Consider the following 23,867-nt stretch of genomic DNA (forward strand, 5'->3'; position numbering starts at 1 on the left):
ACCCGCGCGTTCATCGACGTCCGCGAGGTCTCCTGGATGCTCCGCGACCTCGGCCAGCACCTCATCGCCGGCGGACTCCTCACCACCACCGCCGCCGCGGGCGCGGCGGGTGCCGCCGGTACGGCCAAGCCCCGGTTCGGCAAGAAGGAGGCCGCTGTCGCGGCGAGCGTGCTCGCCGCGCTCGCCATCGGCGGCAGCGCCGCGGCCCTGATCGCCAACCAGCTCGGCGACCCGCCCGTCCAGGCCACCGACGACGCCGGGGCCGCCGGCGAGGGCGGCGGAGCGGGCGGCGGCGGAGGCGGTGGCGGAGCGGGCGGCGCCGGGGGCGGCGACGGCACGGACTCGTCCGACACCTCGGACAAGCCGTCGACGGACGAGAAGCCCCCGTCGATCCCGCCGGCGGACCCGCAGCCGCGCCCGGCCACCACGCCCAAGGAGGACGGCGCCGCCACGCCCGCCGACGAGCCGCCGGTGATGGCGGAGCCGGCGCCGGAGCCGGACTCCGGCGGCGCCCCTGCCGACACCCCGAATCCGCCCGCCGACTCCGGGCCGGACTCCGGCTCCGGGTCGAGCCCGGACGGTGGCTCCGACGAGCCGGACCCGCCCGAGGAGCCCACGGAGCCCGAGGAGCCGCCGACCGAGCCGGAGCCCCCGGCCGAACCGCCGGAGGTGCCGGAGGAACCGGAGGAGGAGGCGCCGGGTCTCGGGACCGCGCTGGAGGACCTGCTCGCCAGCCTCGGTCTCTCCGACCTGCCCGGCATCGACCTCACGACCACCACGCTGGACGAGATCTGGCAGCTGCTCTTCGGCACGTTCTCCGACGCGGCCGACGACGCAGAGTCGGCGACCGGGGACTGATGGTCGTGCGGGCCTCCCACGAGGCCCGTATCCCCACCTTGCTGTGCGGACGCACAGGTGATCTGGGCGCGAGCCCAAGATCTTCCCGCCATCACGGGGGACCCTTCCATGCTCATGCATTCTTTGCGAGCATGCACGCCCGGAGGCACGCGCGTCGAGGTGCCACGGGGTGCCACGCCGCGTGCAGGAGGGGGGCCGCGTGACCGTCACGAGCGCCGACCTCGGCCTGTGGGCGGCACACCGCCGCGCCGTGGTGTTCACGGTGTCCCGGCGGGTGCCCGGCATCGACCCCGAGCTCGCCACGAGCTGCGGCCTGGAGCTGCTCTGCGTGGAGCTCCTCAAGGCCCGCGACCTCGCCGACCCCCTCGCGTTCTGGAGCGCCACGTCCATCGACGTGGCGAAGCGGATGGCCCGCGAGCAGGACGCGGCCGCCGAGGGATCCGACGACGGCGCCGCCGACGTCAAGCCGCCCGGGCACGCCGTCGACCTCGAGGTGCTGGGCCTCGCGATGGAACGGTTGCCGGCCGGCGAGCAGCAGCTCCTCTGGGACCACCACGTGGGGTCCCGGCCGGTGGCGGCGATCGCCGACGAGATCGGCGTGCTCCCCTACGCCGCCAAGCGCCGCCTGCGCCGGGCCGAGAACCGGCTCGCGAGCACCTTCGCCGAGGCGCACTCCGGCACGGCCGCCGACGTCGAGTGCCGGGCCACCCGGGCCGCCCTGCACGACTTCGTCCGGAACCGCCTGCTGCCCCGCCGGCGGCAGCAGGTCGAGGACCACATGGTCGGGTGTTCCGGCTGCACGCGCGCGTACGTCGACGTCCGCGAGTCCTACTGGATGCTGCGCGCCGCGGCCCCGGTCCTCCTGCTCGGCGCCGCGGCGTCGGCGGGTCCGGGCGCGACGGCGGCCGGTGTCGCCGCGGGAGCGAGCGGCGCCGCCGCGGCCGGTCCTGCCGCATCGGGCGCGGCCGCCGCCGGTACCGCCGCGGCGGGCGCCGGGGGCTGGCTCAGCACCGTGGGTACCCGGGCCGTCGTGACCGCCCGGAGCGTGCTGACCGACCCGATGAGCCTGACCGCGACCGTCGCCGGCGGCCTGTTCGTCACCACGGCCGTCACCACCGGGGTGGCGGGCAGCATCGAGGCCGCGCCGTCGTTCCACGAGACCGGCACGGTCTCGGTCGTCGCGCCGGACGGCACACGGCCCGTCGTCCGGCAGGCCGCGCGGCCCTCCCCGCACACGGACCCGGCGAACGTCCCCGACCTGACCGACGTGACCCCGACAGGGCTCGTCCCGTCCGCCCGGGCGACGACGACGGACGACGTCCCGCCGGGCCTGGCGAAGAAGGACGGGGTGCCGCCCGGCCTCGCCACGAAGGACACGGTCCCGCCGGGCCAGGCGAAGAAGGACGACGCGACGCCGCCTGGTCTCGCGAAGAAGGACGGCGTTCCTCCTGGTCAGGCGAAGAAGGACAAGGTTCCGCCGGGCCAGGCGAAGAAGAACACGCCCCCCGACGAGGCCGAGCGGGAGAAAAAGGACCGCAAGAAGACGCCGCCCGGTCAGGCGCGCTCGAGGAGCACCAGCACCTCGTAGTGCGACGTCTGCGGGAACATGTCGAGCAGCCGCGCGCGCACGGGCCGGAGCGTCGGCATCGCGGCGAGGTCCTTGGCGAGCGTCGTCGCGTTGCAGCTCGAGTACAGGACATGGTCGATCCCTGAGGTCTCCAGCCAGTGCGCCAGGTCCGCGCCGATGCCCCGCCGAGGCGGGTTCACGATCACCATCTCGGGCAGGTCCGGACCCTGCGGCCCGACGGCGAACGCCGTCGCGTCGCCGGCCGCGAAGGTGACGTCCCGGAACCGGTCCGCCTGGCCGTCGTCGCGCAGCCGCTCCACGGTGCCCGACGCCGCCGCGACCGCCTCGGCGCTGATCTCGATGCCCGTGACGGCGCGACCCGGCGCGGCGCAGTGCAGGGCGAAGCCGCCGACGCCGCAGTAGAGGTCCCAGAGGCTCCCCGGGTCCACCTCGTCGACCCAGGAGCGCGCCTGCCGGTACAGCTCGGTGGCGACCGCCGTGTTGGTCTGGAAGAAGCTCTGCGGACGCAGGTCGAGCGTGATGTCGTCGATGCGCATCGGGAGGGTGGCGCGCTCCGTGAGCGGGATCTCGAGGTCGCCCTCCAGCACCGCGGCGTGCGCGGGCTGGATGTTCGCCGACGCCACCGCCAGGGCCGGGAGCTCGGCCTGCAGCCAGGCCAGGTGCTTGCGGATCCGGGCGATCGCCTCCTGGGAGCGCAGCACGAACCGGACCATGAGCTCGCCGTCGGGCGACAGCGTGACCAGCAGGTACTTGAGCTCCCCGCGCTGCTGGGCGCGCTTGCCCGTGCCCGAGACCTGATAGGGCTCCAGGTTCGCGCGCGTGACGAACGCCGCGAGCGGGCGGAAGGACGCCTGGAGCGCCTCGGGGTAGAGGCCGCAGTCGGTCAGGTCGACGCCGTGCCCGGCCCGGTCGAGGATGCCCAGCACCGGCTCGGCGACCGTGCCGCTCACGACCATCTTCGCCTTGTTCCGGAATCCGGACTCGACGCTGCTGACCGCGGGGAGCCAGGTGGTTCCGTCGGAGACCGGGTCGAGGAGCTCGGCGACGTGCCGCTCCTTGTCGAGCACCTGGGTGGGGTAGTCGATCTCCAGGAGGGTGCAGGAGTGGCAGCGTCCGGCGTCGTAGTGAGGGCACTGCACTCCCCCATTATCCAGTGCCCGCGCACCGCCGGGGTCAGCGGCGGCGCGCGGTGGCCCCGGAGGGTCGGTCAGCCCTCGTACTCGAAGTGCCAGGGCTCCTCGCGCCCGGCGCCCTGGCGGGCCCACTCCGGGTGTACCCAGCCGAACTTCGGCCCGTTGGCCGCGAGCCACTCGTACTCGGGCTGGCCGAAGCGGAAGCCGTCGTCCACAGGTACGTCCACAGCGAGCGCCCAACCGTGGTTGGAGGTGCCGGGCTCTGCGACCTGCCCGCTGCCGAACTCGTCGAGCGCCTGGAGCTGCCAGTCGTAGGGCCGGTAGCCGTACTCGATGCGCAGCGGCTTGCCGAGCTCCTCCTCGAAGGCCGCGCCGAGCTTGCTCCAAGCCTCGGCCGCGTCGCACCGGAGGTACTGGTCCTGCCCCTCGGGGCCGACGCCCACCAGGCACAGGTCGGCCTGCGCGAGGCGGCCGTTGGAGTCGTCGGCGACCGCCGCGCGGGCGGCCCACGCGGCGTCCTCGAGCGCGACCCGCGCCGTCTCGCGCTGCTGGCCGAGCGCCTTCACGGAGTTCAGCTTGCTTGTGTTCACGCCGACCGCGAGCGCCGCCTCGCCCTCGGTGCGGCGGGTGGCCAGCGCCGAGCGGACGCCGTCGGGCGCGCCCACCTCGGCCGTCCAGTCGAGCGTGTAGGCGGAGTCCCGCACGGAGATCTTGAGCTGGTCGGTGATCGAGGCGAGCGACGCCTTGGCCTCCTCGAGCTGCTGCGCCATGCTCTCGGCCTGGTCGGCCTCCGTCTGGGCCTGCGCCTCGGCGTCCTTGCGGTCCTGCTGCCACTGGCGGTATGAGGCCTGCACGTCCTTGATCGCCGCCACGAGCGTGGTCGAGGTGGTGCTCATGGACATCGACCACTCGGTCGCCGCCGCCTCCAGGGCGTCGATGTCCTCGGGCGCGTCGAGACCGGGGGCGCCGGCCTCGGGGATCGCCGGCGCCTCCTGCGCGCTGAGCGCCTTGGCCTGGGTGACGTGCGCGGCCAGGGCGGTGCGCACCGCGTCGTCGGCCACCCGGCCCTCCGACGCCGCGAGGGCCGTCTCGGCCTTCGCGATCTGCTCGGCCAGACCCTCCTGGGCCGTGCGCCCCACGTCGACCGCCTGCACGACGTCGGCGCGGGCGCTGCTGAGCTGCTCCAGGTCGCGCTCGTTGCCGACGTGGACGAGCGCGAACGCGATGCTGCCGATCAGGGCGGCCGCGGCGGCGATGAGAAAGACGAACAGCGGTCGCATGGAGCCGCCGTCGGGCCGCCCACCCGCGCCGCGCGGGACGATGTCCGATCTACCCGAGGACATGTCGGGTGTCGGCGCGGACCGCGCGGGCTTCGGCGCTTCCGCGTGGGCTGGTTCGGGCGAGGGCCCGGAGGATGTGGACGGCTCCACGTTGAGGGGCATGGCCCGCAGTTTGGCGAATCTCGGACGCGGGCGCTAGTTGCCTGCCCGCTCGGCGAGACTCTTGAGCTTCTCGTAGTAGGCGTCCGCCTCGCCGGCCTGCCAGTCCGGGATGTTGGTGTTGCCCTCGGTGAGGCCGACGGACCGGTCGGTGAGCTCGCGCAGGATGTCGGCGTGGCCGGCGTGCCGGGCGATCTCGTCGGTCACGTGCACGATGATCCGGAACAGCGTGACCTCGCCGTTCTTCCACCACGGCACGCGTCCGACGGTGCCCAGCGGGAGGGTCTCGACGGTCTCGTCGCAGAACGCCCAGGCTCGGCGGTAGAGGTCCACGACCGAGGCCACCGACTCGTCCGCGGTCGCGTACCAGTCGGCCTGCGGGTCCTTCTCCCAGTCCTCCTGCGAGACGAGCTCCGCCTGGTTCGGCCAGGGCCGCCCGAAGCACTCCCCGAGGTAGCCGATCTCGATGTTGGCGCAGTGCTTCACGATGCCCAGCAGGTTGTTCCCGGAGGGCACCAGGGGCCAGCGTGCCTGCTTCTCCGTGAGGCCCTCGAGCTTCCACACGAGGGCCTCACGGGTCTCCTGGAGGTACTTCTTCAGGATCTGCTTCTGCTCGAGCTCGGCCGCGTCGCCCACGGTCCCGCCGGTCGTCTGTGTCATGGGGACAGTGTGTCCCCGGCCACCGACATCCACCGAGCGCTTTCTACCGGAGCCGGCTCCGCCGCGTCGGCTTCCGGTGGAGCCACCACTCGGCGAACAGGAGGTTGACGATCCACGACACCCACGCGGACGCGACGGCGGCGCCCTCGATCTCCGGTGCGCCGAACCCGATGTCCGGGTCGGTGAGCGCGCCAGGGACGTAGATCGCGATGAGCACGGGCGCCCAGAACCGGTTGGTCACGATCGAGAAGGCGAGCGCCGTGCTGCGGACCATCCACTCCCGGTGGTCACCGAACCGGCGCTGCCGGACGGCGCGGTAGCCGAGCAGGGTGAAGGTCAGGAACAGCACGCCCATCATGGTGTTCGCCACCTGCTGACCCACGCCCGCGCTCGGGAACTGCGCGGTGACCAGCGCGGCGACGCCGGTCACGAGCGCAGTGACCACGTAGACGCGGCCGCTCCACCGGTGCACGCGCGGGTGGTGGGCCCGCAGCCACGGCCAGAGCTGCAGCACGCCCGCGGAGAGCATCACCGAGCCGGCGAAGATGTGCGTCACCAGGGCCGGGTAGAACGCCGGGCCGCGGTCGGTCGGGACCAGCGATCGCGCGGGGTCCAGACCCACGTACCGCGGCAGGGCCGTGACCAGGAGCACCGCGGTGACCAGGGCGAGGGGCGCGATCCACGGCCGCCGCCACCAGCGGGTCGCCGGGGGCGACTCAGCGCCGGGCACGGAACGCCACCCCTGCCGCCACGGCGAACACGAGCCCGAGGCCCACGCACCAGGTGATCGCCAGCGCCGCGACGTCGCCCGGAGCGGTGCCCCCTGCGCCGGCGGCGTCGCCCGCGAGCAGCCCGCGCACCGTCTCGATCACCGGCGTGACCGGCTGGTGCTCCGCGAACCCGCGCAGCCAGTCCGGCAGCGTGTCGACGGGCACGAACGCGCTGGACACATAGGGCAGGAACATCACGAAGAACGAGAAGCCGCCGGCCGCGTCGGGCGAACGGACCAGCACGCCCACGAACGCGGCGAGCCAGGTGATCCAGCCGACGAAGAGCAGGATCATCCCCACCGCGGCGAGCCACTCCAGGGCCGTGGCCGCGGGCCGGAACCCGAGCAGGATCGACACCCCGAAGACGATCGCGGTGGTGACCAGGTTCTTCACCAGGCTCGCCACCACGTGCCCGGACAGCACGGTCCAGGAGCTCACGGGCATCGACCGGAGCCGGTCGACCATGCCGCCCGACATGTCGCGCTCCACCGCCATCGCCGTGTTCGCCGCGCCGAAACCGGCGGCCAGCAGGATCACGCCGGGCGTCACGTAGTTGATGTACTCCGTGCCGGTGTCCAGGGCCCCGCCGAACACGAGGACGAACATCAGCAGGATGATGACGGGCAGCACCACCGCGGTGATCATCGCGTCCGCGTCCCGCGAGACGAGGCGCAGGCCACGCGTGGTCATCGTCGAGACGTCGCTCAGCACGTGGCTCATGCCGCCACCCCCGTGGTCCGGGCCGGGTGCTCCTGGCCGGCGTGCCCGGTCAGGGTGAGGAAGACGTCGTCGAGGCTCGGCGCGCGCACCTCCCAGTGCTCGGGCGCCACGCCGGTGTCCTCGACCAGCGACAGCACGGACCGCACGTGCGCGACCGAGCCGTCGGTGGGCACACGCACCCTGGCGCCGTCGACCGTGGCGCCCGCGAGCGCGGCGGCGACCCGCTCGACGTCGGCCGCGGCGGCGAGGGTGAGCTCGACGCCCGCCTCGCCCACCTGGCGCTTGAGCTGGGCCGGCGTGCCGTCGGCGACGATCCGGCCGCCGTCCACGAGCGCGACCCGCTGGGCGAGGCGGTCGGCCTCCTCCAGGTACTGGGTGGTGAGCAGCACGCTGGTGCCGTCGGCGACCACGCCGCGGACCACGTCCCACAGGGCCTGCCGGGACCGGGGGTCGAGCCCCGTGGTGGGCTCGTCGAGGAACATGACCCGGGGCCGGGTGAGCAGGCCCGCCGCGAGGTCGAGCCGCCGTCGCATGCCACCCGACCAGGTGCCGACGTGCCGGCTCGCGGCATCGGCCAGGTCGAACGCCGTGAGCAGCTCGGCCACCCGGTCCCGCACGACGCGGCGGGGCAGGTGGGCGAGCCGGCCCATCATCGTGAGGTTCTCGGCGCCCGACAGCTTGTCGTCGACGGCGACCTGCTGCCCCGTGAGGCTGATGATCTCGCGCACCCGCCGCGCGTCCCGCACCACGTCGAACCCGCCGACCGTGGCGCGGCCCGCGTCCGGCTTCAGCAGCGTGGACAGGATGCGGACGGTGGTGGTCTTGCCCGCCCCGTTCGGGCCCAGCAGCGCGAGCACCGCGCCTTCCTGGAGCTCCAGGTCGAGCCCGTCCAGCACGGGCGGGCTCGTCGAGCCCCTTCTCCCGAAGGACTTGCCCAGTCCCTCGGCCGTGACGATCGCAGTCATGGTCCCTCTCCGATCCGATTACTGTTTATGGCCTACGCGTTTTAGTGTGGAGCGTAAACAGTATGTGGTCAAGAGAGTTTCCGATCGGACCACGCCCCGGATCAGGGCAGGATGGGAGTCGATGAGCACCGACACGACGCCCGAACCGGCCGAGCAACCGCACGACGCACCACCCGCGCGCGAGCTGCCCGCTGCCGTGCAGCGCCTGTGGGGCGCCGCCGCGCCGCGGCGACGCGGGCCCAAGCCCGCACTGTCCGCCGCGCAGATCGTGGGGGCCGCGATCGACCTGGCCGACGCCGAGGGCCTCGCCGCCGTCTCGATGGCGCGTATCGCGGAGGCCGTCGGATACACACCGATGGCCCTGTACCGGCACGTGTCCGGCAAGGAGGAGCTGCTGGTCATGATGTCGGACGCGGTGGCGGCCGACCTGCCCGACATCCCCGCCGACGGCGGCTGGCGCGCCGGGCTCGAGGCCTGGACGCGGGCCCAGATCGCCCTGGGGCTGGCCCGGCCGTGGATGCTGGAGCTGCCGCTGTCCGCCGCACCGCCGGGGCCGAACCGGGTGCGCTGGATCGACCAGGCGTTCGGGGTCCTGCGCCCGCTCGACCTGCCCCCGGACGAGAAGCTCGCGATCATCGGCCTGCTCGCGCAGCACGTCCTGGGCGAGGCCCGGGTGCAGATCGAGTCCCACCGCGCGGCGGTCCAGCAGGTGCGCCGCGAGGCCGGGCTGCCCGACGGGACCCCCGAGTCCGAGCTCGACCCCGCCGCGGTCGAGGCGGCCAACCCCTACGCCGACTTCGAGACCGTGCTCTCCCGGTATGCCGACGCCACGACGTACCCGAACCTGTTCGAGGCGTTCGCGACCTGGCCGGAGACCGCGCCGCCCACGCCCCCCGACGACGACATCGCGTTCGGGATCACGGCCGTGCTGGACGGGGTCGAGGCCTACCTGAGACGCCGGGGCGCGATCCCGGACGACGGGTCATGAGTCCCTCCGCACGGCAACACAACGGTCCTGGCGCGACCACAGGCAGCGGTTTTCGGACGTTGTGCACAGGCGGACGGCCGGTGGGTGTGGAGTGTCGGTGGCGTGAGTCAGAGTGGTGCCGTGACAAGTGATCCCGTGACAGACATCAGGACAGCGGCCGAGGGAGCAGGCGCCACCCCGCGCTGCTTCGGCGACGGCGACCCGCTCTACTCCGCCTACCACGACGACGAGTGGGGCGTGCCCGTGCACGGCGAGTCCGCCCTGCTCGAGCGCATCGCCCTGGAGGGCTTCCAGTCCGGGCTCTCCTGGATCACCGTGCTGCGCAAGCGCCCGGCGTTCCGCGAGGTCTTCGACGGTTTCGACCCGGAACGGGTCGCCGCGTTCGGACCGGACGACGTCGAGCGTCTGCTCGGCGACGCCCGCATCATCCGGAACCGCATGAAGATCGAGGCCACGGTCGACAACGCGCGCGCCGTGGTCGCGCTGCACGACTCCGGGCGCACGCTCGACGAGCTGATCTGGTCGTTCGCACCTGACCCGGCCGGGCGCGAACGTCATGCCACGTTCAGAGACGTTCCGGCGTCGACCGCCGAGTCCAAGGCCCTGAGCAAGGCGCTCAAGAAGGAGGGCTTCCGGTTCATCGGCCCGACCACCGCGTACGCGGCCATGCAGGCGTGCGGCCTGGTGGACGACCACCTGGCGACGTGCCCGGTGGTGCTCCGCCGGGCCGGCACCGGGAGCGCCGGGACGGCCGGCTGAGGTCACAGGTCGGCGCACGGCTCCACGACCGGGAGCACCGCGTCACGCACCCACGCGGCGAGCGACGTGCCCGGCGGCCGCAGGATCACGGTGTCCACGCCGTGCACGGCGAAGCCCCGCATCTCCTCGACGAAGGCGGCGGTGTCATCCGGGCCGATCGGGCGCCCACGGTGCAGCATCGTGATGCGGATGGCGGCGGGGTCGCGCCCGACGTCGTCGCAGTGCCGGTGCAGCACGTCGAGCAGGTGGCGCAGCCGCTCCGGGGTCTCGGCGAACAGGTTGCACGCGTCGGCGTACTGCGCCACGAGCCGGAGGGTCTTCCGCTCGCCGGAACCGCCGATCATGATCTCCGGACCCGACAGCGGCGGCGGCGAGCACAGCGTCTCGGCGAGCTGGAAGTGCTTGCCCTCGAACGGGCCGTTCTCCTGCGGGTCGTACATCTGCCGGGCGATCCGAACAGTCTCCTCCAGCATCTCGAACCGTTCCTTGACCGGCGGGAACGGCACTCCGAGCCCCGCATGCTCCTTGTCGTACCAGGCGGCGCCGATGCCGTAGGTCGCCCGCCCGCCCGACACCACGTCGAGCGACGCGACGATCTTGGCCAGCAGGCCCGGGTACCGGTACGTCACGCCGGTGACCAGGGCGCCGAGCTGCGCCCGCTCGGTCACGCCGGCCAGGTAGCCCAGCGTCGTGTACGCCTCCAGCATCGGGTCCGACGCCGGAAAGCCCTGGTGCTCCATCTGGAAGTAGTGGTCCATCACGGAGATCCACGAGACGCCGCCCTCGTCGGCGTACCGGGCAGCGTCAGCCAACTCGGTACGCATCCGGGCGGGCTCCATCGAGTCGAAACGCATGAAGTGGGTGCCGATTCGCATGCCTCGATCCTCCTCCGCCGACGCGGGGCGTCAAGCGCGGGGCGTGGCCCGTGAGGCGACCGACGTGGCCAGCTCCTCCGTTCGCCCCAGGACGCACGCCACCAGCCAGGTGATCGACTCGGCCGTCTCGCGCGGGGACGCCGTCGGCTGCATGACGTGGCTCAGCGCGGTCCGCACGACGATGTCGATGACCGTCGCGATCCGCTCCGGCTCCAGGGCGACCTCGTACTGGTCCACCCGGTCCTGGACGACCACCTTCACGGTGCCGAGCAGCGCCTCCGAGTGGGTGGTGAGCAGGGGCAGCAGCTCGGTGTCGGCGCCATGGGTCGCCGAGACCACTGCGCGCAGCAGCGCGTTCCCCTCGGCGAACGTGAGCGTGCTCTCCACCGCGTCGTGGATCGCGGGCAGCAGGTCGTCGGGGTGCCGGTCGAAGGCCTCGGCGATCCGGAAGATGAACTGCGCCGACTCCGTGAGCACCATCGCCTCGGCCAGGTCGTCGCGGCTGCCGACGGCGTTGTAGACCGTCTGACGGCTCACGCCCGCCTCCGTCGCGAGCCGGCCCATCGTCACCTTGGACCAGCCGTGGGCACAGGTCAGACGCGCGGCAGCACCGATGATCCGACTCCGGTTGGAGATCGGGTCGTCGTCGTGTCCGGCGGTCGCCTCGGCCATGGCCTGATCCTAGGCAACGGGTGAACTTTCGGGCCGAGCGGGCGTACCCGACACGACATATTTCACCCGCTCTCCATTTCGCCCTGCGGAGCGGCGGCGCGGTGCGGTCCCGCCGCTTCCCTCACCGGCAACCCCTAGAGTGGCGGACATGGACCAAGAGGAACGCCTGGCAGTCTTCATCGACTACGAGAACCTGGCGCTCGGCGCCCGGGAGCACCTGGGCGGGATGCAGTTCGACTTCGGCCCGATCGCCGACGCGCTCGCCGTGCGGGGCCGGGTGGTCGCGCGCCGGGCGTACGCGGACTGGTCGTACTTCGACGAGGACCGGCGCATGCTCACGCGCCACCAGGTCGAGCTCATCGAGATGACGCAGCGGATGGGGGCCTCCCGCAAGAACGCCGCCGACATCAAGATGGTGGTCGACGCCATCGAGATGGCCTTCGAGCGCGACTACATCTCGACGTTCGTCATGTGCACGGGCGACAGCGACTTCTCCCCGCTCGTCCACAAGCTGCGCGAGCTGAACAAGCGCGTCATCGGCGTGGGCGTCGAGAAGTCGACGTCGCGGCTGCTGCCGGCCGCGTGCGACGAGTTCCTCTTCTACGACCGCCTCGAGGGCGTCGAGGTGCCCGACGAGGACCAGGGCGCCCCCGCCCCGAAGCGCGGCTCGCGCACCCGCAAGGCCGGCACGACGACGGAACGCGCCGCCGCGCAGAAGGCGCCGACCGCCTCGCGCCGTGCCAAGGCCGCCGAGGCGGTCGCGGAGGCCGTCGCCGGCACGACCTCGCCCGAGGCCCTGGCCGAGCCGGAGACGCCGGCCGAGCCCGAGGCGAAGCCCGCGACCCGCCGGCGCAGGAAGGCGGAGCCCGCACCGGCACCCGTCGACGTCGCGCCAGAGGCCGAGCCGGACGTCGACGTCAGCGATCAGGACGACGCCCCGGCGTCGGACGACGTGCCCATGGAGGTACGCGTGGCGCAGACCCTCGGCGACCTGCAGTCCTCGACCAGCGGCGCCGTCACGGCGTCCGCCCTCAAGCGGACGCTGCTGCGCAAGGACGCCACGTTCAGCGAGTCGGACTACGGCTTCCGCACGTTCGGCGAGTTCCTGCGGTTCCTCGCGGACCGCGGGTTCGTCGAGCTGGCGCCGGGACCGTCCGCGGGCGACCCCGAGGTGTCGCTGCCGGAGCAGGGCGACACCGACGCGGCGTTCGCGCTGCTGCGTGACGTGGTGCAGGAGTCGAACGGGTCGGCCGCCCTGTCGGGGCTGAAGAACGCCGTGCGCAAGCGGCGCCCGGACTTCTCCGAGAAGGCGCTCGGCTTCCGCGGGTTCCTCCAGTTCGCGAAGGCGGCGGAGGCGGCGGGCACGGTGTCCCTGGCCTGGGACGACGACGCGGACGACTACCTGGTGACCGCCTCCTCCTGAGCCGGAACCGCAAGCTCGGGCGGCAGACGAGCGGAGCCGGCGCCTAGGTCCCTTCCCGGTCGTCGAGCACGCCCGGCACGGAGGCGAGGCGGCGGGCGAGCTCGTCCCCGTCCCGGCCCGCGACGGTCGGCACCGGCGCGACGGCGGGAACCGCCGTCGTCGTGCCGGCGCGCGACCCGTCCACCGCGTGCGACCCGTTCCCCCCGTGCTGCGCGTTCCCTACGTGCGGCGCGTTCCCGGCGAGCACCTGCTGCCCGCCGGTGAGCTGCCGGATCGCCACGACCCGCACCCGGTCGGGACGGCGGCGCGCGACGTCCTCGTAGATCTCGACGTCGTGCTGGCCGTCGTCGCCGATGAGCACCCAGCGCACGTGCGGGAACCACGACATGAGCAGGTCGAGGCTCGCCCGCTTGTGGGCCTGGCCGCTGCGGAACCACCCGGTGAGGGTCGGCCCCCAGTCGGTGAGGAGCAGCGGGCCCGGCGGGTAGGCGTGCCGCGAGAGGAACGCGCGCAGGGTGCCCGCGGTGTTCCAGGCGCCGGTCGAGAGGTAGAAGAAGGGTGCGTCCGGGTGAGCCCGCTGGAGCGTGCGGTACAGCTCGGGCATGCCCGGCACGGCGCGCCGCGCACTGGAGTGCCGCACGAACGTGTTCCACGCCGCGAGCAGGGGCCGGGGCACGGCGGTGACCATCGTCGTGTCGTCGATGTCGCTGACCACGCCGGACCGCGGGCGCTCGTCGAGCACCCGGAGCGGAGCCTCGGCCTCGGCCGGTTCCGGCTCGTCGAGGCAGGTCAGGACGGCGGTGTGCCAGCCGTCGGACAGTGGGGCGTCCGTGGGGAGCTCGACGTCGACGTAGCCGGCCCGGTCGCTCGTCACCTCGGACGTGCCGCCGCCCACCTGGAGCCGCACCCTGCGGTGGGGCGCCGGAACGGTGAGAAAGTGGCGGAACCCACGCCGGCCGGCCCGGAGGGCGTCGCGGTTCGGGATGCCGGGCCGCCGCGGTGAGAGCACCACGCGGGCGAGCACCCGCACCTTGTCCGGCGTGCCGTACCCGGCGTAGGCCTCCAGCCGGGGGCGCCAGCCCACGCGGACGAGCACCCACCCCGCCGCGGCGTAGAGGTGGTCCTCCACGACCGCGGCGAGGTGCGGGCGCTGCGAAGGGTGCGGGGTCGGAGTGGCCACACCCGATTGTTGCCTACTACTGCCCGCCCATGCCCGTGGTCGCGACACCCTGGACGATGCGGCGCTGGAACAGCATGAACACCACGAGCAGGGGCAGCGCCGCGATCATCGCGGACGCCATGTTCTGCGCGTACTGCACGCCGTAGGCGTTCTTGACGGTGGACAGGCCGACCGGCAGCGTCATGAACTGCGGGTCGGTGGTGACGATGAACGGCCACAGGAAGTTGTTCCACGCGCCGATGAACACGAAGATCGCCACGGCCACGAGGATCGACCGCGAGAGCGGCAGCACGATGGTCCAGAACAGCCGCCAGGTGCCCGCCCCGTCGATGCGGGCGGCGTCGAGCAGCTCGCTGGGGATGGCGTCGAAGAACCGCTTGAGGATGAACACCATCACGGGCGCCACGACCTGCGGCAGCACGATGCCCGCGAACGTGTCCACGAGGCCCATCACCTGCATCTGCCGGAACAGCGGCACGATGAGGATCTGCCCAGGCATCATGATCGACGCGATGGTGAGCCACTGGAGCAGGCCCCGGCCCTTGAACACCGTCTGCGAGAACGCGAAGGCGGCCATCGCGGAGATCAGCACGGTCAGGATGGTGACCAGCCCGGCGACGACGAGGCTGTTCCACATCCAGATCAGCAGGTCGCTGTTGCCGAGCACCTGCTGGTAGGCCTCCAGCGTCCAGCCCGTCGTGGGCCACCACGACGCCGGGAGCGCGGCCTCGGCCTCGTGCTTGAAGCTCGTGACCGCGCCCCAGGCCACGGGGAGCAACCAGATGGCCGCGAGGACGACCAGGGCGGCGAGGGCACCGACCCGCACCCAGGGTGAGGGTCCGATCGTCAGCTTGGTGAGGGCCCGGTTCTCGGCGCGCTCCTGCTGCGCCCTCGTCCGGCGGTCGGCGACCAGTTCGGCGACGGACACGTCAGGCCTCCTTCCTGGACGGCAGCAGCCGCACCAGCGTGAACACGAGAATCAGGGCGAAGAAGACGTAGGAGATCGCGGAGGCGTACCCGAGCCGGTAGTTGGTGAAGCCGGTGTCGTAGACGTACTCGAGGATCGGCCGCGTGCTCCCGTTCGGCCCGCCCGCGGTGAGCAGGTAGATCTGGTCGAACACCTTGAGCGACGCGAGAAGCTGCAGCACCACGATCACGCCGGTGATGTTGCGCAGCTGCGGCAGGGTGATGGAGAAGAGCCGGCGCCAGCCGCCCGCGCCGTCGATCGTCGCGGCCTCGTACTGCTGCTGGGGGATCCCCTGCAGGGCGGCGAGGTAGAGCAGGAAGTTGAACCCGACGGTCCACCAGACGGTGACACCGGCGATGGAGAACATCGCCACGTTCTCGTCGGTGAGCCAGCCCACGGGCTGCAGCCCGAGGGCGGTGAACCACGTGTCGAGCAGGCCGATGTCGGGCTGGAACAGCCAGCTGCTCAGCGCGGACACGACGGCACTGGTCAGCAGGTAGGGCGCGAAGAACGACATGCGCCACACCCACTGGCCCGGCAGGCCGGTGTGCACGAGCAGCGCCATCACCAGGGCGACGACCACCAGGGGGACGGTGCTGAGCACCGTGAACCAGACGGTGTGCCACAGCGTGGTCCAGACCTGGGGGTCGCTGAACGCCTCGGCGTAGTTGGCGAACCCGATGAACTCGCTGCCGGTGCCGGTGAGGCTCTGGTTCGTGAAGCTCATCCACAGGCCGTACAGCGTCGGCAGCAGCAGGAACAGGCCGGTCGCCACCGCGAACGGCGCGACGAACAGGTAGCCGGACCTGTCCCGCTCACGCAGGGACTTGCCGGTGGAGGCGGTGCGGGTACCGGACCGGCCGGAGGGTTTCCGCAGGTCGGACAGGGCCCGTCCTGGGGGCGCCGTGACGCCGGCGTTCGAGACAGTCATCGTCGTCCTCTCGATCAGGCGGGGTTGGGCTGGGAGAGGAACCGGTCCATCTCGCTCAGCATGCGGGTCACGGCGGTGCGCGCCGGGGCCTTGCCGGCCAGGGTGTCCGTCATGGCGTCGGCCATGCGCGTCTGGAAGTCGCTGCCGCCGCCGGTGAACCAGGCGTCGGGGTCGAAGACGGCGACCTCGGCCGCGGGGGCGTAGTCGCGCTGCGGGGTGAGCTCCTGGTACGCGGGCTCCTGCACGATGGGCTGGTAGGCCGGGATGTGGCCGGCCGAGGCCCAGGTCAGGCCCTCCTTGAGGAGGCCCGCGAGCACCCGGTAGGTCGCCTCGCGCCTGGCGGGGTCCGGCGTGCCCTGCTTGGGCAGCACGAACGCGTGCGAGTCGGCGTAGTTGGCCGGGGTGTCGAAGATCGCCGGGAACTGCGTGGCCCCGACGTCGGGGTTCGCGCCCTGGAACATCGGCAGGTCCCACTCGCCGGCGAACATCAGGCCGGTGCGGTTCGACATGAAGCGGCCGGACGCGGCGTTGCCGTCCTGGTTCTTCGCCGCGACCTTGCCGTCGACCATCGCCTGGAGGAACTCGAAAACCTCGGTGGCGGCCTCCTCGTCGAGCGCTGCGGGGCGGCCCGGCGTCAGCTCGTAGCCGCCGCCGTTCTGGGAGTACAGGCCCCAGAACATGCGCCAGCAGCCCGCGGGGTCGCGCTGGTAGCCCCAGCTGACCCCGGTCTCGCCCGTGACCTCGGCCATCGCGCGCCCCGCCTCCAGGAAGCGGTCGGCCCCGGCGACGGCGGCCAGGTCCAGCTTGCCGTCCGGCCCCGCGAGGCCGGCCTGCTGGACGATGTCGGGGTTGTGGAACGCGATGTACGGGTGGGTGTCCAGCGGCAGGGCGTAAAGCTGGCCCTCGAACTGGGCCTTCTGCCACACCGCCGGGGCGAAGTCGGCCTCGGTGATCCCCAGCTCGGCGAGCGCGTCCAGGTCGAACGGCTCCAGGAGCCCGCCCGGCGCATACCCGGCCAGCCGGGACATGTGCATGACGGCGGCCTCCGGCGGACGCCCGCCGGACGAGGCCATCGCCAGCTTCGTGTAGTACGGGGGTCCCCAGGCGAGCGTCGTGGTCTCGACGGCGATGTCCGGGTTGGCCGCGGCGACCACACCCGCCATCTCCTGCATGAGGGCGCCGTCGCCGCCTGAGAAGAGGTCCCAGACCATGACCGAGGTCTTGCCGGCGCCCGCGGCGCTCGGCGTGGCGCAGCCCGCGAGCGCGCCACCGAGCGCAACCCCGCCTGCCCCGACGAGGGCCGCGCGCAGCAGCTCTCGCCTGCTCAGCCCCCCGGAACTACCCACGAGACTGCGGGTTCTCGACGCGGCCACGGGGCTTCCTTGGCCCGGGATGCCACGTCCTCGTACTACGGTCATCATCGACCTCCAATGGTGCAACGTTGCGCTCCAACGTTGGATCACGATGGACTAGGACGGGCGTCCAGTCAAGAGGGCACATGGCGGAAGGAAGTGAAGGCTTGGCCGAGCAAGCGGGTCGACGGGTAGGGATCAAGGAGGTGGCCGCGGCAGCGGGCGTCTCGTGGAAGACCGTCTCCAACGTCGTCAACGACACGGGCCGGGTCGGGGACGTCACGCGGGCCCGGGTGGAGGCGGTGATCGCCGAGCTGGGCTACCGGCCCAACCTGGCCGGCCGCCAGCTCCGGCGGGGCCGCACCAACACGCTCGCCCTCGCGGTGCCCTGGGTGCACGCGCCGTACTTCTCGGTGCTGGCGCACGAGGTGATCGACGTCGGGAGTGCCCGCGGCTACCGCGTGCTCATCGAGGAGACCAGGTCCTCGCGCGACACCGAGCTGGAGGTGGCGCGCGGCTTCGACGTCCAGGCGATCGACGGCATCATCTTCTCGCCGCTGGAGCTGACCCCGGCCGAGATCGACGAGGTCCGCGGCCCCGTGCCCCTGGTGCTGCTCGGCGAGCGGGCCGACCCGGACCCCGCCCGCGAGCGGCGGACAGACCACGTGAGCATCGACAACGTCGACGCGGCGGCGCAGGTCACCAAGCACCTGCTCGACACCGGCCGGCGGCGGCTGGCCTTCCTCGGTGCCGAGCCGCGCGGCGCGGGCCGGACCGGTGCGCAGCGTGTGCAGGGCTTCTTCGACGCCCACGCGGCGGCCGGCCTGGAGGTCGACGAGCGCTGGGTGCTCCAGTGCCCGCAGTTCTCGCGCCCGTCCGGCGCCGCCACGATCGAGTCGGTCCTGGCGCGGATCGACCAGGTCGACGGGATCGTGTGCGCCAACGACGAGCTCGCGCTCGGCGCGCTGCACGCGCTGCGCCTCAACGGGGTGCGGGTGCCCGACGACGTGGCCGTGACCGGCTGGGACAACACCGAGGACGGCCGGTTCTCGAACCCCACGCTGACGACCGTGGCGCCGGACCTCCGGGCCATCGCGGAGACGGCGGTGGACCGCATCATCGCCCAGCTCGAGAAGCCGGGCGTCGACCCGGTCGACGAGGTCGTGCCGTACCGCCTGCTGGTCCGCGAGAGCAGCCGCGTCTGACCTGGTGACGGCCCCGGCCGGGGCCGTCGGCGGGCCGGCCGGCCGCCGACGGACCGGCCCGGCCACCGTCGGCGGGCGAATCGGGTGATACAACGTTGCATTCTTGGCGGAAGACGTGTTGAATCGCCGCGCACCTGTCGTAGACGCAATGGAGCAGCTGATGACTTTCCTCGACCGCTTCTCGCCCGAAGGGACGCCAACGGCGACCGCCGTCCCGCGGCCCGAGTACCCGCGGCCCCAGATGGTCCGGGACCACTGGCTCAACCTCAACGGATCCTGGCAGTTCGAGATCGACCCGGGCGACTCCGGGCTCGAGCGGGGTCTCGTCGAGCGGCCGCTCCAGGACGAGATCACCGTGCCCTTCGCCCCGGAGTCGGAGCTCTCCGGGATCGAGAACACCGACTTCCTCGAGGCGGTCTGGTACCGCCGCGAGATCACCGTCCCCGCGGAGTGGTCCGCCGTGAGCGACGACCCGCACGTGCTGCTGCACTTCGGCGCCGTGGACCACGACGCGACCGTGTGGGTCGACGGCACCGAGGTGGTGCGGCACCGCGGCGGGTTCACGCCGTTCACGGCCGACCTGCACGGGCACGCCGCCCCCGGCGACACCGTCACCGTCGTGGTGCGGGCCCGGGACACGCGCCACGGGCCGCAGGCCCGGGGCAAGCAGTCCAACCGGTACGCCAACTTCGAGTGCAACTACACGCGCACCACGGGGATCTGGCAGACGGTCTGGCTCGAGCCCGTGCCGGCCACGCACCTGCGCCGTCCGCGCATCACGCCCGACCTGTCGAGCTCGGCGTTCGACGTCGTCGTGCCGCTCTCCGCGAACCGCCGGGGCCACACGATCTCCGTCACGGTGACCGACGCCGACGGCGAGGTCGCGAGTGCCACCGCGCGCGCCGACCTCGACCTGGCGCCGGCGCTGCGCGTGGTCGTGCCGGCGGACCGCGTCCGCACCTGGGGCACGGAGGACCCGCACCTGTACGGGGTCGACATCGAGCTGCGCGACGCCGCCGGCGCCGTCGTGGACTCGCTGCGCTCGTACGCCGGCCTGCGCTCCGTCTCCATCGACGGCCAGGCGATCAAGATCAACGGCGAGCACGTCTTCCAGCGGCTGGTCCTGGACCAGGGCTACTGGCCGGAGTCGCTCATGACGGCGCCGTCGGACGCCGCGCTGCTGCGCGACATCGAGCTGGGCCTCGCGGCGGGCTTCAACGGCGCCCGCCTGCACCAGAAGGTCTTCGAGGAGCGCTACCTGTTCCACGCGGACCGGCTGGGGTACCTGGTGTGGGGCGAGTTCGGCGACTGGGGCGTCAGCGGCTACGGCACCCCTGCCGACGGCCAGCGGCCCACCACGTCGTACGTCGCCGAGTGGCTCGAGGCGCTGCAGCGCGACCACAACCACCCGTCGATCATCGGCTGGTGCCCCCTCAACGAGACGCACCAGGACCTGCACGACCGCATCACGCAGCTGGACGACGTGACCCGCAGCATGTGGCTCGCCACCAAGGTGGCGGACCCCTCGCGGCCGGTGCTGGACGCCAGCGGCTACTCGCACCGCGTGCCCGAGACGGATGTCTGGGACTCGCACCTGTACGAGCAGGACCCGGCGAAGTTCACGGAGCTGGTCGGCGGCCTGGCCGACGGCAAGCCCTACGGGAACGAGCGGGACAACGGCACGCCGATCTCCCAGCCGTACAACGGGCAGCCCTACTTCGTCAGCGAGTACGGCGGCATCTGGTGGAACCCGGAGACGGCGGCCAGCGCGTCGGGCAGCTCGCCCGACTCGTGGGGCTACGGCCAGCGGGTCGTGGACGAGGAGGAGTTCCACACCCGGTTCGCCGGTCTGACGGACCCGCTGCTGGACGACCCCCTGATGTTCGGCTACTGCTACACGCAGCTCACCGACGTGTTCCAGGAGGAGAACGGCATCTACCGGTTCGACCGGAGCGTCAAGCTCGACGTCGACCGTGTCCGTGCCGTGCAGGTGCGTCCGGCGGCGTTCGAGAAGGGCGCCGACGAGGCCTCCTGACCGCCCCACCGCACGTGTCAGACGTACAGGTCACCCGGGTGACCTGTACGTCTGACACGTCTACCGGACTGTGCACCTTGTAGGTCTCTTTAGTCTTTTTCAGCACATAACACCCCACCCACAGCGGCGCTTGGGGGGTGCACAATAGGCCGGTGACGTACCGGTTCCTCAAGCTCATCCTCTCGATCCTCGTGCTCGTGCTCCTGCGCCCGCGCGTGACTGGGCTGCAGAACATCCCGAAGCGTGGGGCCGTGATCCTGGCCAGCAACCACCTGTCGTTCATCGACTCGCTGCTGATCCCGATCATGGCGCCGCGGCACGTCGCGTTCCTGGCCAAGGCCGAGTACTGGACCGGCAAGGGCATCAAGGGCCGCCTCTCCCGCTGGTTCTTCACCAAGATGGGCGACATCCCGGTGCAGCGGGACGACCCTCGCGCCGGGCAGCGCTCGCTGGAGGACGCCCTGGCGGTGCTGCAGCGCGGCGGCGCGTTCGGCATCTACCCCGAAGGCACCCGTTCCCGGGACGGCAAGCTGCACAAGGGGCACACCGGCGTCGCGTGGCTCGCCCTGACCGGCAAGGCCCCCGTGGTCCCGGTGGCGCTGCTCGGCACGGACAAGGTGAAGCCCATCGGCAAGATGCCGCGGTTCGCCCGGGTCGAGCTGCACTTCGGTACACCGATCGACCCCTCCCGGCAGATCGCGGCCGGTACCAAGCCCGCGCAGGCGCGGCGCGAGCTGACCGAGCAGGTCATGCAGTCCATCCAGGCGATGAGCGGCCAGGAGCGCGCGGACTGAGGCCGGCGTGAGCGCGGCGTTGGGCCTGGGCAGGCGGGGCCCGTGGTTCGGTCTGGTCGCCGGCGTGGCGGCGCTGGGCGCGATCGAGGTGCTCGTGCAGCACCTCGTCGCGGGCGCCCTGCTCCCCGCGCCCGTGGCCCTGGCCGTCGACCTCCTCGTCGGGGTGCTCACGGCCGCCCTGGTGGTCCTCTTCGTCTCACCCCTGTGGTCGCGGCACCACGTGTCCGACGGCGTGGCCCGGCTCCGGCTCGGCTGGCTCGGCGCGGTCGACGTCGCGGCCCCCGACGTCGTCTCCGCGGCGGTGTACCGGCCCACCGCAGCTCGTCCCCTGGAGCTCGGTGCCGGGTTCGACGAGAGCACCGGCCGGCTCTCGCTGGTACGCACGACGACGTCGCCCGCTGTGCTGATCGAGCTGTCCCAGCCCGTAGCGGGGCGGGTGCAGGTGATGCGGAAGGTCCGGGCGACGTCGGTGCTCGTGGGCGTCGCCGCGCCGGACGAGCTGCTCCGGACGCTGACGCCCACGCCCCGCTGACGCACGTGTCAGACCCACAGGTCACGCGGGTGACCTGTGGGTCTGGCACTCGGGCGAGTGCGGCGTCAGAGGCGGGTGCGGCGTCAGAGGCGCGTGATCCGGATCGCGTCGGCCACGACGTACGCCGTCCCCTGTGTCCAGCGGCTGACCGCCACGACGGTGCGGGCACCCGCCGTCATCGCGTAGGTGCCGAGCGAGAGCCACGCCCCGCCGGCCGCGGACTGGTCCACGCGGATGGTCGACGAGCCGGTGCCGGTGTAGACGATGAACGGCGTGGACGTGTTGTAGCCGGCGATCCCCGGGAACCATGCCTCCACCCGGTACGAGCCGTTGGACGGGATGGTGGCCGAGTACGTCGCCAGGTCGCTGACCTCGGCCGGCGTGGCGTAGCGGTAGTCGGCACCGTACCGCTCGGCCGAGAAGGACGACGTCAGCCAGGAGGAGCCGGCGGAGAAGCCCGCCGAGGTGTTGTCGACGATCACCGACCAGCTCGTGCCGGCCAGGGCCGCGGCCACCTCGGACCGCAGCTGCGGCAGCATCGAGTAGAGGACGTCGCCCGGGCAGGCCGTCGCCGTGTAGTCCCGGTGCCCGTAGATCTGGGTCGGCGCGATGCCGTACTGGTCGCAGATGTACGCGCACAGCTCGACCAGCCGGCTCCAGAGCTGCGCGGGCGGCGTGGCGCTCGTGTAGGTGCCCTGGTTCTCGATGCCGATGGCCTGGCTGTTCTGGCCGGGTGCGTGCGCGCCCACGACCGTGCCGCTGCCGTTCTGCAGCCGCGACAGCGAGCCGTGCCGGCCCTCCATGACGTACCCGCCGCGGCTCACCGTGAGGTGCTGCCCGGTGTCCACCCAGCCGTTGGCGAAGTGCCACTGCTGGATGTCGCGCGCGATCTGGTACCCGGCGGCCTGCGAGTAGTCGGTGACGTTGGCCGACGCCGTGTGGTGGATCAGGATCTTGTTCGGGTTGGTGGCGACCGTGTCGATGGTGCCGCGGGCCGCCGCGGCGCCCCAGGTGGCGCAGCTCGCGATGGTCGGCGCGGCCACCTCGACCCCGGCCACGGCGCCGGGCGGCGCGTCGGCGGGCGCCTCGGGGTCGGGCGCCAGGGAGGGCGGGGCGTCGGCTGCTCTGCCAGGCGCCGCGGGGGCCGCTCCAGCAGGAGCGGCGGGTGCGGCGACGGCGGGCGCGGTGGCTATCGTCGCGCCCGCGGCACCGATGCCGAGGACGACGGCGCCGCGGAGCAGGTCACGCCGGTCGAGAGAGGAGTGGTCGTGGTCGGTGGAGCTGTGGTCGTGGTCGTGCACGGTGGGGCCTCCACGGGTCAATCGCGCTGGTACGAGCCGATTTCATCCGTAGTATCGGCCGACCTGCGACCCGCCGGGTACATCACATCCAGGCCATATCCCGCGTACGATGCCGGCGCCGCCACGGAGGCCGGACGCCCAGGCCACCGGGGTGACCTGGGCGTCCGGCATTGCGGTGAGCGGACTACTGCTCGATGCTCTGGCGGCTCTCGGACGAACCTCGCCCGATCGAGGTCGAGCCGGCCGTGTGCGCCACCTCGACCTTGCGGGGCTTCGCCTCCTCGCTGACCGGGATCGTCAGCGAGAGCACGCCGTCGGCGTACGAGGCCGAGATCCGGTCGAGGGCGAGGCCCCGGCCGACCGTGAGCTGTCGGGCGAACGTTCCCGTGGGCCGCTCGCGGACCAGCCACTGCGCGCCGTCGTCCGAACGCTGCGTGCGCTCGGCCCGGACGGTGAGCGTCCGGTCCTCGACCGAGACGTCGATGGTGCCGGGGTCGACACCGGGCAGGTCCATCGAGAGGACGTAGTGGTCACCGGTGCGGAACAGGTCCATCGGCATCGCGCCGGACTGCCGTGTGTTGCCGGCGAACGTGCTGAACATCCGGTCCATCTCCTGGAACGGGTCCCAGTAGGTAGCCATCGCGCATCACCTCCTATGACGATGCGGCCCTGGCCCCTCCAGGGCCGCAGCGATCGGCGACGGCCTCGGCCGCCGCCCGG

At 72.5% G+C, this 23,867-nt stretch carries 22 protein-coding genes and 1 pseudogene; 9 read left to right on the forward strand and 14 right to left on the reverse strand.

Going from position 1 to position 23,867, the window contains the following annotated elements; translation table 11 throughout:
• Window positions 1-858, forward strand: a pseudogene (locus AB0I29_RS15995) (hypothetical protein); the annotation flags it as partial.
• A gap of 199 nt (window positions 859-1,057) precedes the next feature.
• Window positions 1,058-2,446 (forward strand): sigma-70 family RNA polymerase sigma factor, encoded by a 1,389-nt coding sequence (locus AB0I29_RS16000; RefSeq protein ID WP_357483043.1) that lies wholly within the window; start codon window positions 1,058-1,060, stop codon window positions 2,444-2,446.
• Here the strand turns inward: AB0I29_RS16000 and rlmC are convergent.
• From rlmC to AB0I29_RS16030, 6 genes are all read right to left on the reverse strand, one after another.
• Complete coding sequence (gene rlmC / locus AB0I29_RS16005; RefSeq protein WP_357483046.1) at window positions 2,413-3,585, reverse strand: 23S rRNA (uracil(747)-C(5))-methyltransferase RlmC; 1,173 nt, start codon at window positions 3,583-3,585, stop codon at window positions 2,413-2,415. The genes AB0I29_RS16000 and rlmC overlap by 34 nt on opposite strands.
• 68 nt (window positions 3,586-3,653) lie before the next feature.
• Complete coding sequence (locus tag AB0I29_RS16010; protein ID WP_357483049.1) at window positions 3,654-4,922, reverse strand: M15 family metallopeptidase; 1,269 nt, start codon at window positions 4,920-4,922, stop codon at window positions 3,654-3,656.
• 132 nt (window positions 4,923-5,054) lie between these two features.
• Window positions 5,055-5,678 (reverse strand): DinB family protein, encoded by a 624-nt coding sequence (locus tag AB0I29_RS16015; RefSeq protein ID WP_357483052.1) that lies wholly within the window; start codon window positions 5,676-5,678, stop codon window positions 5,055-5,057.
• 43 nt (window positions 5,679-5,721) lie between these two features.
• The gene (locus AB0I29_RS16020; protein ID WP_285100641.1) at window positions 5,722-6,408 is read right to left on the reverse strand and encodes a DUF2306 domain-containing protein; all 687 of its coding nucleotides are present in this window, start codon (window positions 6,406-6,408) and stop codon (window positions 5,722-5,724) included.
• Window positions 6,395-7,168, reverse strand: coding sequence for an ABC transporter permease (locus AB0I29_RS16025; protein WP_357483055.1), 774 nt, complete (start codon window positions 7,166-7,168; stop codon window positions 6,395-6,397). Before AB0I29_RS16025 ends, AB0I29_RS16020 begins: the two co-directional genes overlap by 14 nt.
• Complete coding sequence (locus tag AB0I29_RS16030) at window positions 7,165-8,133, reverse strand: ATP-binding cassette domain-containing protein (RefSeq protein ID WP_357483058.1); 969 nt, start codon at window positions 8,131-8,133, stop codon at window positions 7,165-7,167. Before AB0I29_RS16030 ends, AB0I29_RS16025 begins: the two co-directional genes overlap by 4 nt.
• 121 nt (window positions 8,134-8,254) lie before the next feature.
• On the opposite strand from AB0I29_RS16030, the gene AB0I29_RS16035 reads away from it, so the two are divergent.
• Together AB0I29_RS16035 and AB0I29_RS16040 are read left to right on the forward strand one after the other, a co-directional pair.
• The gene (locus AB0I29_RS16035; RefSeq protein WP_357483061.1) at window positions 8,255-9,121 is read left to right on the forward strand and encodes a TetR/AcrR family transcriptional regulator; all 867 of its coding nucleotides are present in this window, start codon (window positions 8,255-8,257) and stop codon (window positions 9,119-9,121) included.
• Between the two features lie 135 nt (window positions 9,122-9,256).
• Entirely contained in the window at window positions 9,257-9,880 is a 624-nt protein-coding gene (locus tag AB0I29_RS16040; RefSeq protein WP_285100637.1) for a DNA-3-methyladenine glycosylase I, read from the forward strand.
• Window positions 9,881-9,882: 2 nt separating this feature from the next.
• Here the strand turns inward: AB0I29_RS16040 and AB0I29_RS16045 are convergent, their stop codons facing one another.
• The gene (locus AB0I29_RS16045; protein WP_285100636.1) at window positions 9,883-10,755 is read right to left on the reverse strand and encodes an LLM class F420-dependent oxidoreductase; all 873 of its coding nucleotides are present in this window, start codon (window positions 10,753-10,755) and stop codon (window positions 9,883-9,885) included.
• 30 nt (window positions 10,756-10,785) lie between these two features.
• On the reverse strand, window positions 10,786-11,427 hold the full coding sequence (locus AB0I29_RS16050; RefSeq protein WP_285100635.1) for a TetR family transcriptional regulator: 642 nt from the start codon (window positions 11,425-11,427) through the stop codon (window positions 10,786-10,788).
• A gap of 148 nt (window positions 11,428-11,575) precedes the next feature.
• Here AB0I29_RS16050 and AB0I29_RS16055 point away from each other — a divergent pair, with 148 nt between their 5' ends.
• Window positions 11,576-12,850, forward strand: a complete 1,275-nt coding sequence (locus AB0I29_RS16055; protein ID WP_357483066.1) for an NYN domain-containing protein — start codon at window positions 11,576-11,578, stop codon at window positions 12,848-12,850.
• A gap of 43 nt (window positions 12,851-12,893) precedes the next feature.
• Here AB0I29_RS16055 and AB0I29_RS16060 read toward each other — a convergent pair whose 3' ends face one another.
• The 4 genes from AB0I29_RS16060 to AB0I29_RS16075 are packed head-to-tail and all read right to left on the reverse strand — an operon-like array spanning window position 12,894 to window position 17,301.
• Window positions 12,894-14,030: a phosphatase domain-containing protein gene (locus tag AB0I29_RS16060; RefSeq protein ID WP_357483069.1), complete on the reverse strand. Its 1,137-nt coding sequence runs from the start codon at window positions 14,028-14,030 to the stop codon at window positions 12,894-12,896.
• Window positions 14,031-14,046: 16 nt separating this feature from the next.
• On the reverse strand, window positions 14,047-14,958 hold the full coding sequence (locus tag AB0I29_RS16065) for a carbohydrate ABC transporter permease (protein ID WP_285100632.1): 912 nt from the start codon (window positions 14,956-14,958) through the stop codon (window positions 14,047-14,049).
• Window position 14,959: 1 nt separating this feature from the next.
• The gene (locus AB0I29_RS16070; protein WP_285100631.1) at window positions 14,960-15,928 is read right to left on the reverse strand and encodes a sugar ABC transporter permease; all 969 of its coding nucleotides are present in this window, start codon (window positions 15,926-15,928) and stop codon (window positions 14,960-14,962) included.
• A gap of 14 nt (window positions 15,929-15,942) precedes the next feature.
• Window positions 15,943-17,301 carry an extracellular solute-binding protein gene (locus tag AB0I29_RS16075; RefSeq protein WP_285100630.1) on the reverse strand — a complete coding sequence of 453 codons (1,359 nt, stop codon included), beginning with the start codon at window positions 17,299-17,301 and terminating at the stop codon, window positions 15,943-15,945.
• A gap of 146 nt (window positions 17,302-17,447) precedes the next feature.
• Here AB0I29_RS16075 and AB0I29_RS16080 point away from each other — a divergent pair, with 146 nt between their 5' ends.
• The 4 genes from AB0I29_RS16080 to AB0I29_RS16095 all read left to right on the forward strand — a co-directional run bounded on the left by AB0I29_RS16080 (window position 17,448) and on the right by AB0I29_RS16095 (window position 21,846).
• Window positions 17,448-18,485, forward strand: coding sequence for a LacI family DNA-binding transcriptional regulator (locus AB0I29_RS16080; RefSeq protein WP_285100629.1), 1,038 nt, complete (start codon window positions 17,448-17,450; stop codon window positions 18,483-18,485).
• Between the two features lie 160 nt (window positions 18,486-18,645).
• A complete protein-coding gene (locus tag AB0I29_RS16085) occupies window positions 18,646-20,520 on the forward strand; it encodes a sugar-binding domain-containing protein (RefSeq protein ID WP_357483076.1) in 1,875 nt (624 codons plus the stop codon).
• Window positions 20,521-20,672: 152 nt separating this feature from the next.
• A complete protein-coding gene (locus tag AB0I29_RS16090; RefSeq protein ID WP_036958689.1) occupies window positions 20,673-21,314 on the forward strand; it encodes a lysophospholipid acyltransferase family protein in 642 nt (213 codons plus the stop codon).
• A gap of 7 nt (window positions 21,315-21,321) precedes the next feature.
• Window positions 21,322-21,846 (forward strand): hypothetical protein, encoded by a 525-nt coding sequence (locus AB0I29_RS16095; RefSeq protein WP_357483080.1) that lies wholly within the window; start codon window positions 21,322-21,324, stop codon window positions 21,844-21,846.
• Window positions 21,847-21,929: 83 nt separating this feature from the next.
• Here AB0I29_RS16095 and AB0I29_RS16100 read toward each other — a convergent pair whose 3' ends face one another.
• On the reverse strand, window positions 21,930-23,147 hold the full coding sequence (locus AB0I29_RS16100) for an N-acetylmuramoyl-L-alanine amidase (RefSeq protein WP_357483083.1): 1,218 nt from the start codon (window positions 23,145-23,147) through the stop codon (window positions 21,930-21,932).
• Between the two features lie 184 nt (window positions 23,148-23,331).
• On the reverse strand, window positions 23,332-23,787 hold the full coding sequence (locus AB0I29_RS16105; protein ID WP_285100625.1) for an Hsp20/alpha crystallin family protein: 456 nt from the start codon (window positions 23,785-23,787) through the stop codon (window positions 23,332-23,334).
• Window positions 23,788-23,867 lie beyond the last annotated feature (80 nt).

The sequence above is a fragment of the Promicromonospora sp. NPDC050262 genome, from assembly GCF_040655935.1.
Taxonomy (GTDB): domain Bacteria; phylum Actinomycetota; class Actinomycetes; order Actinomycetales; family Cellulomonadaceae; genus Promicromonospora.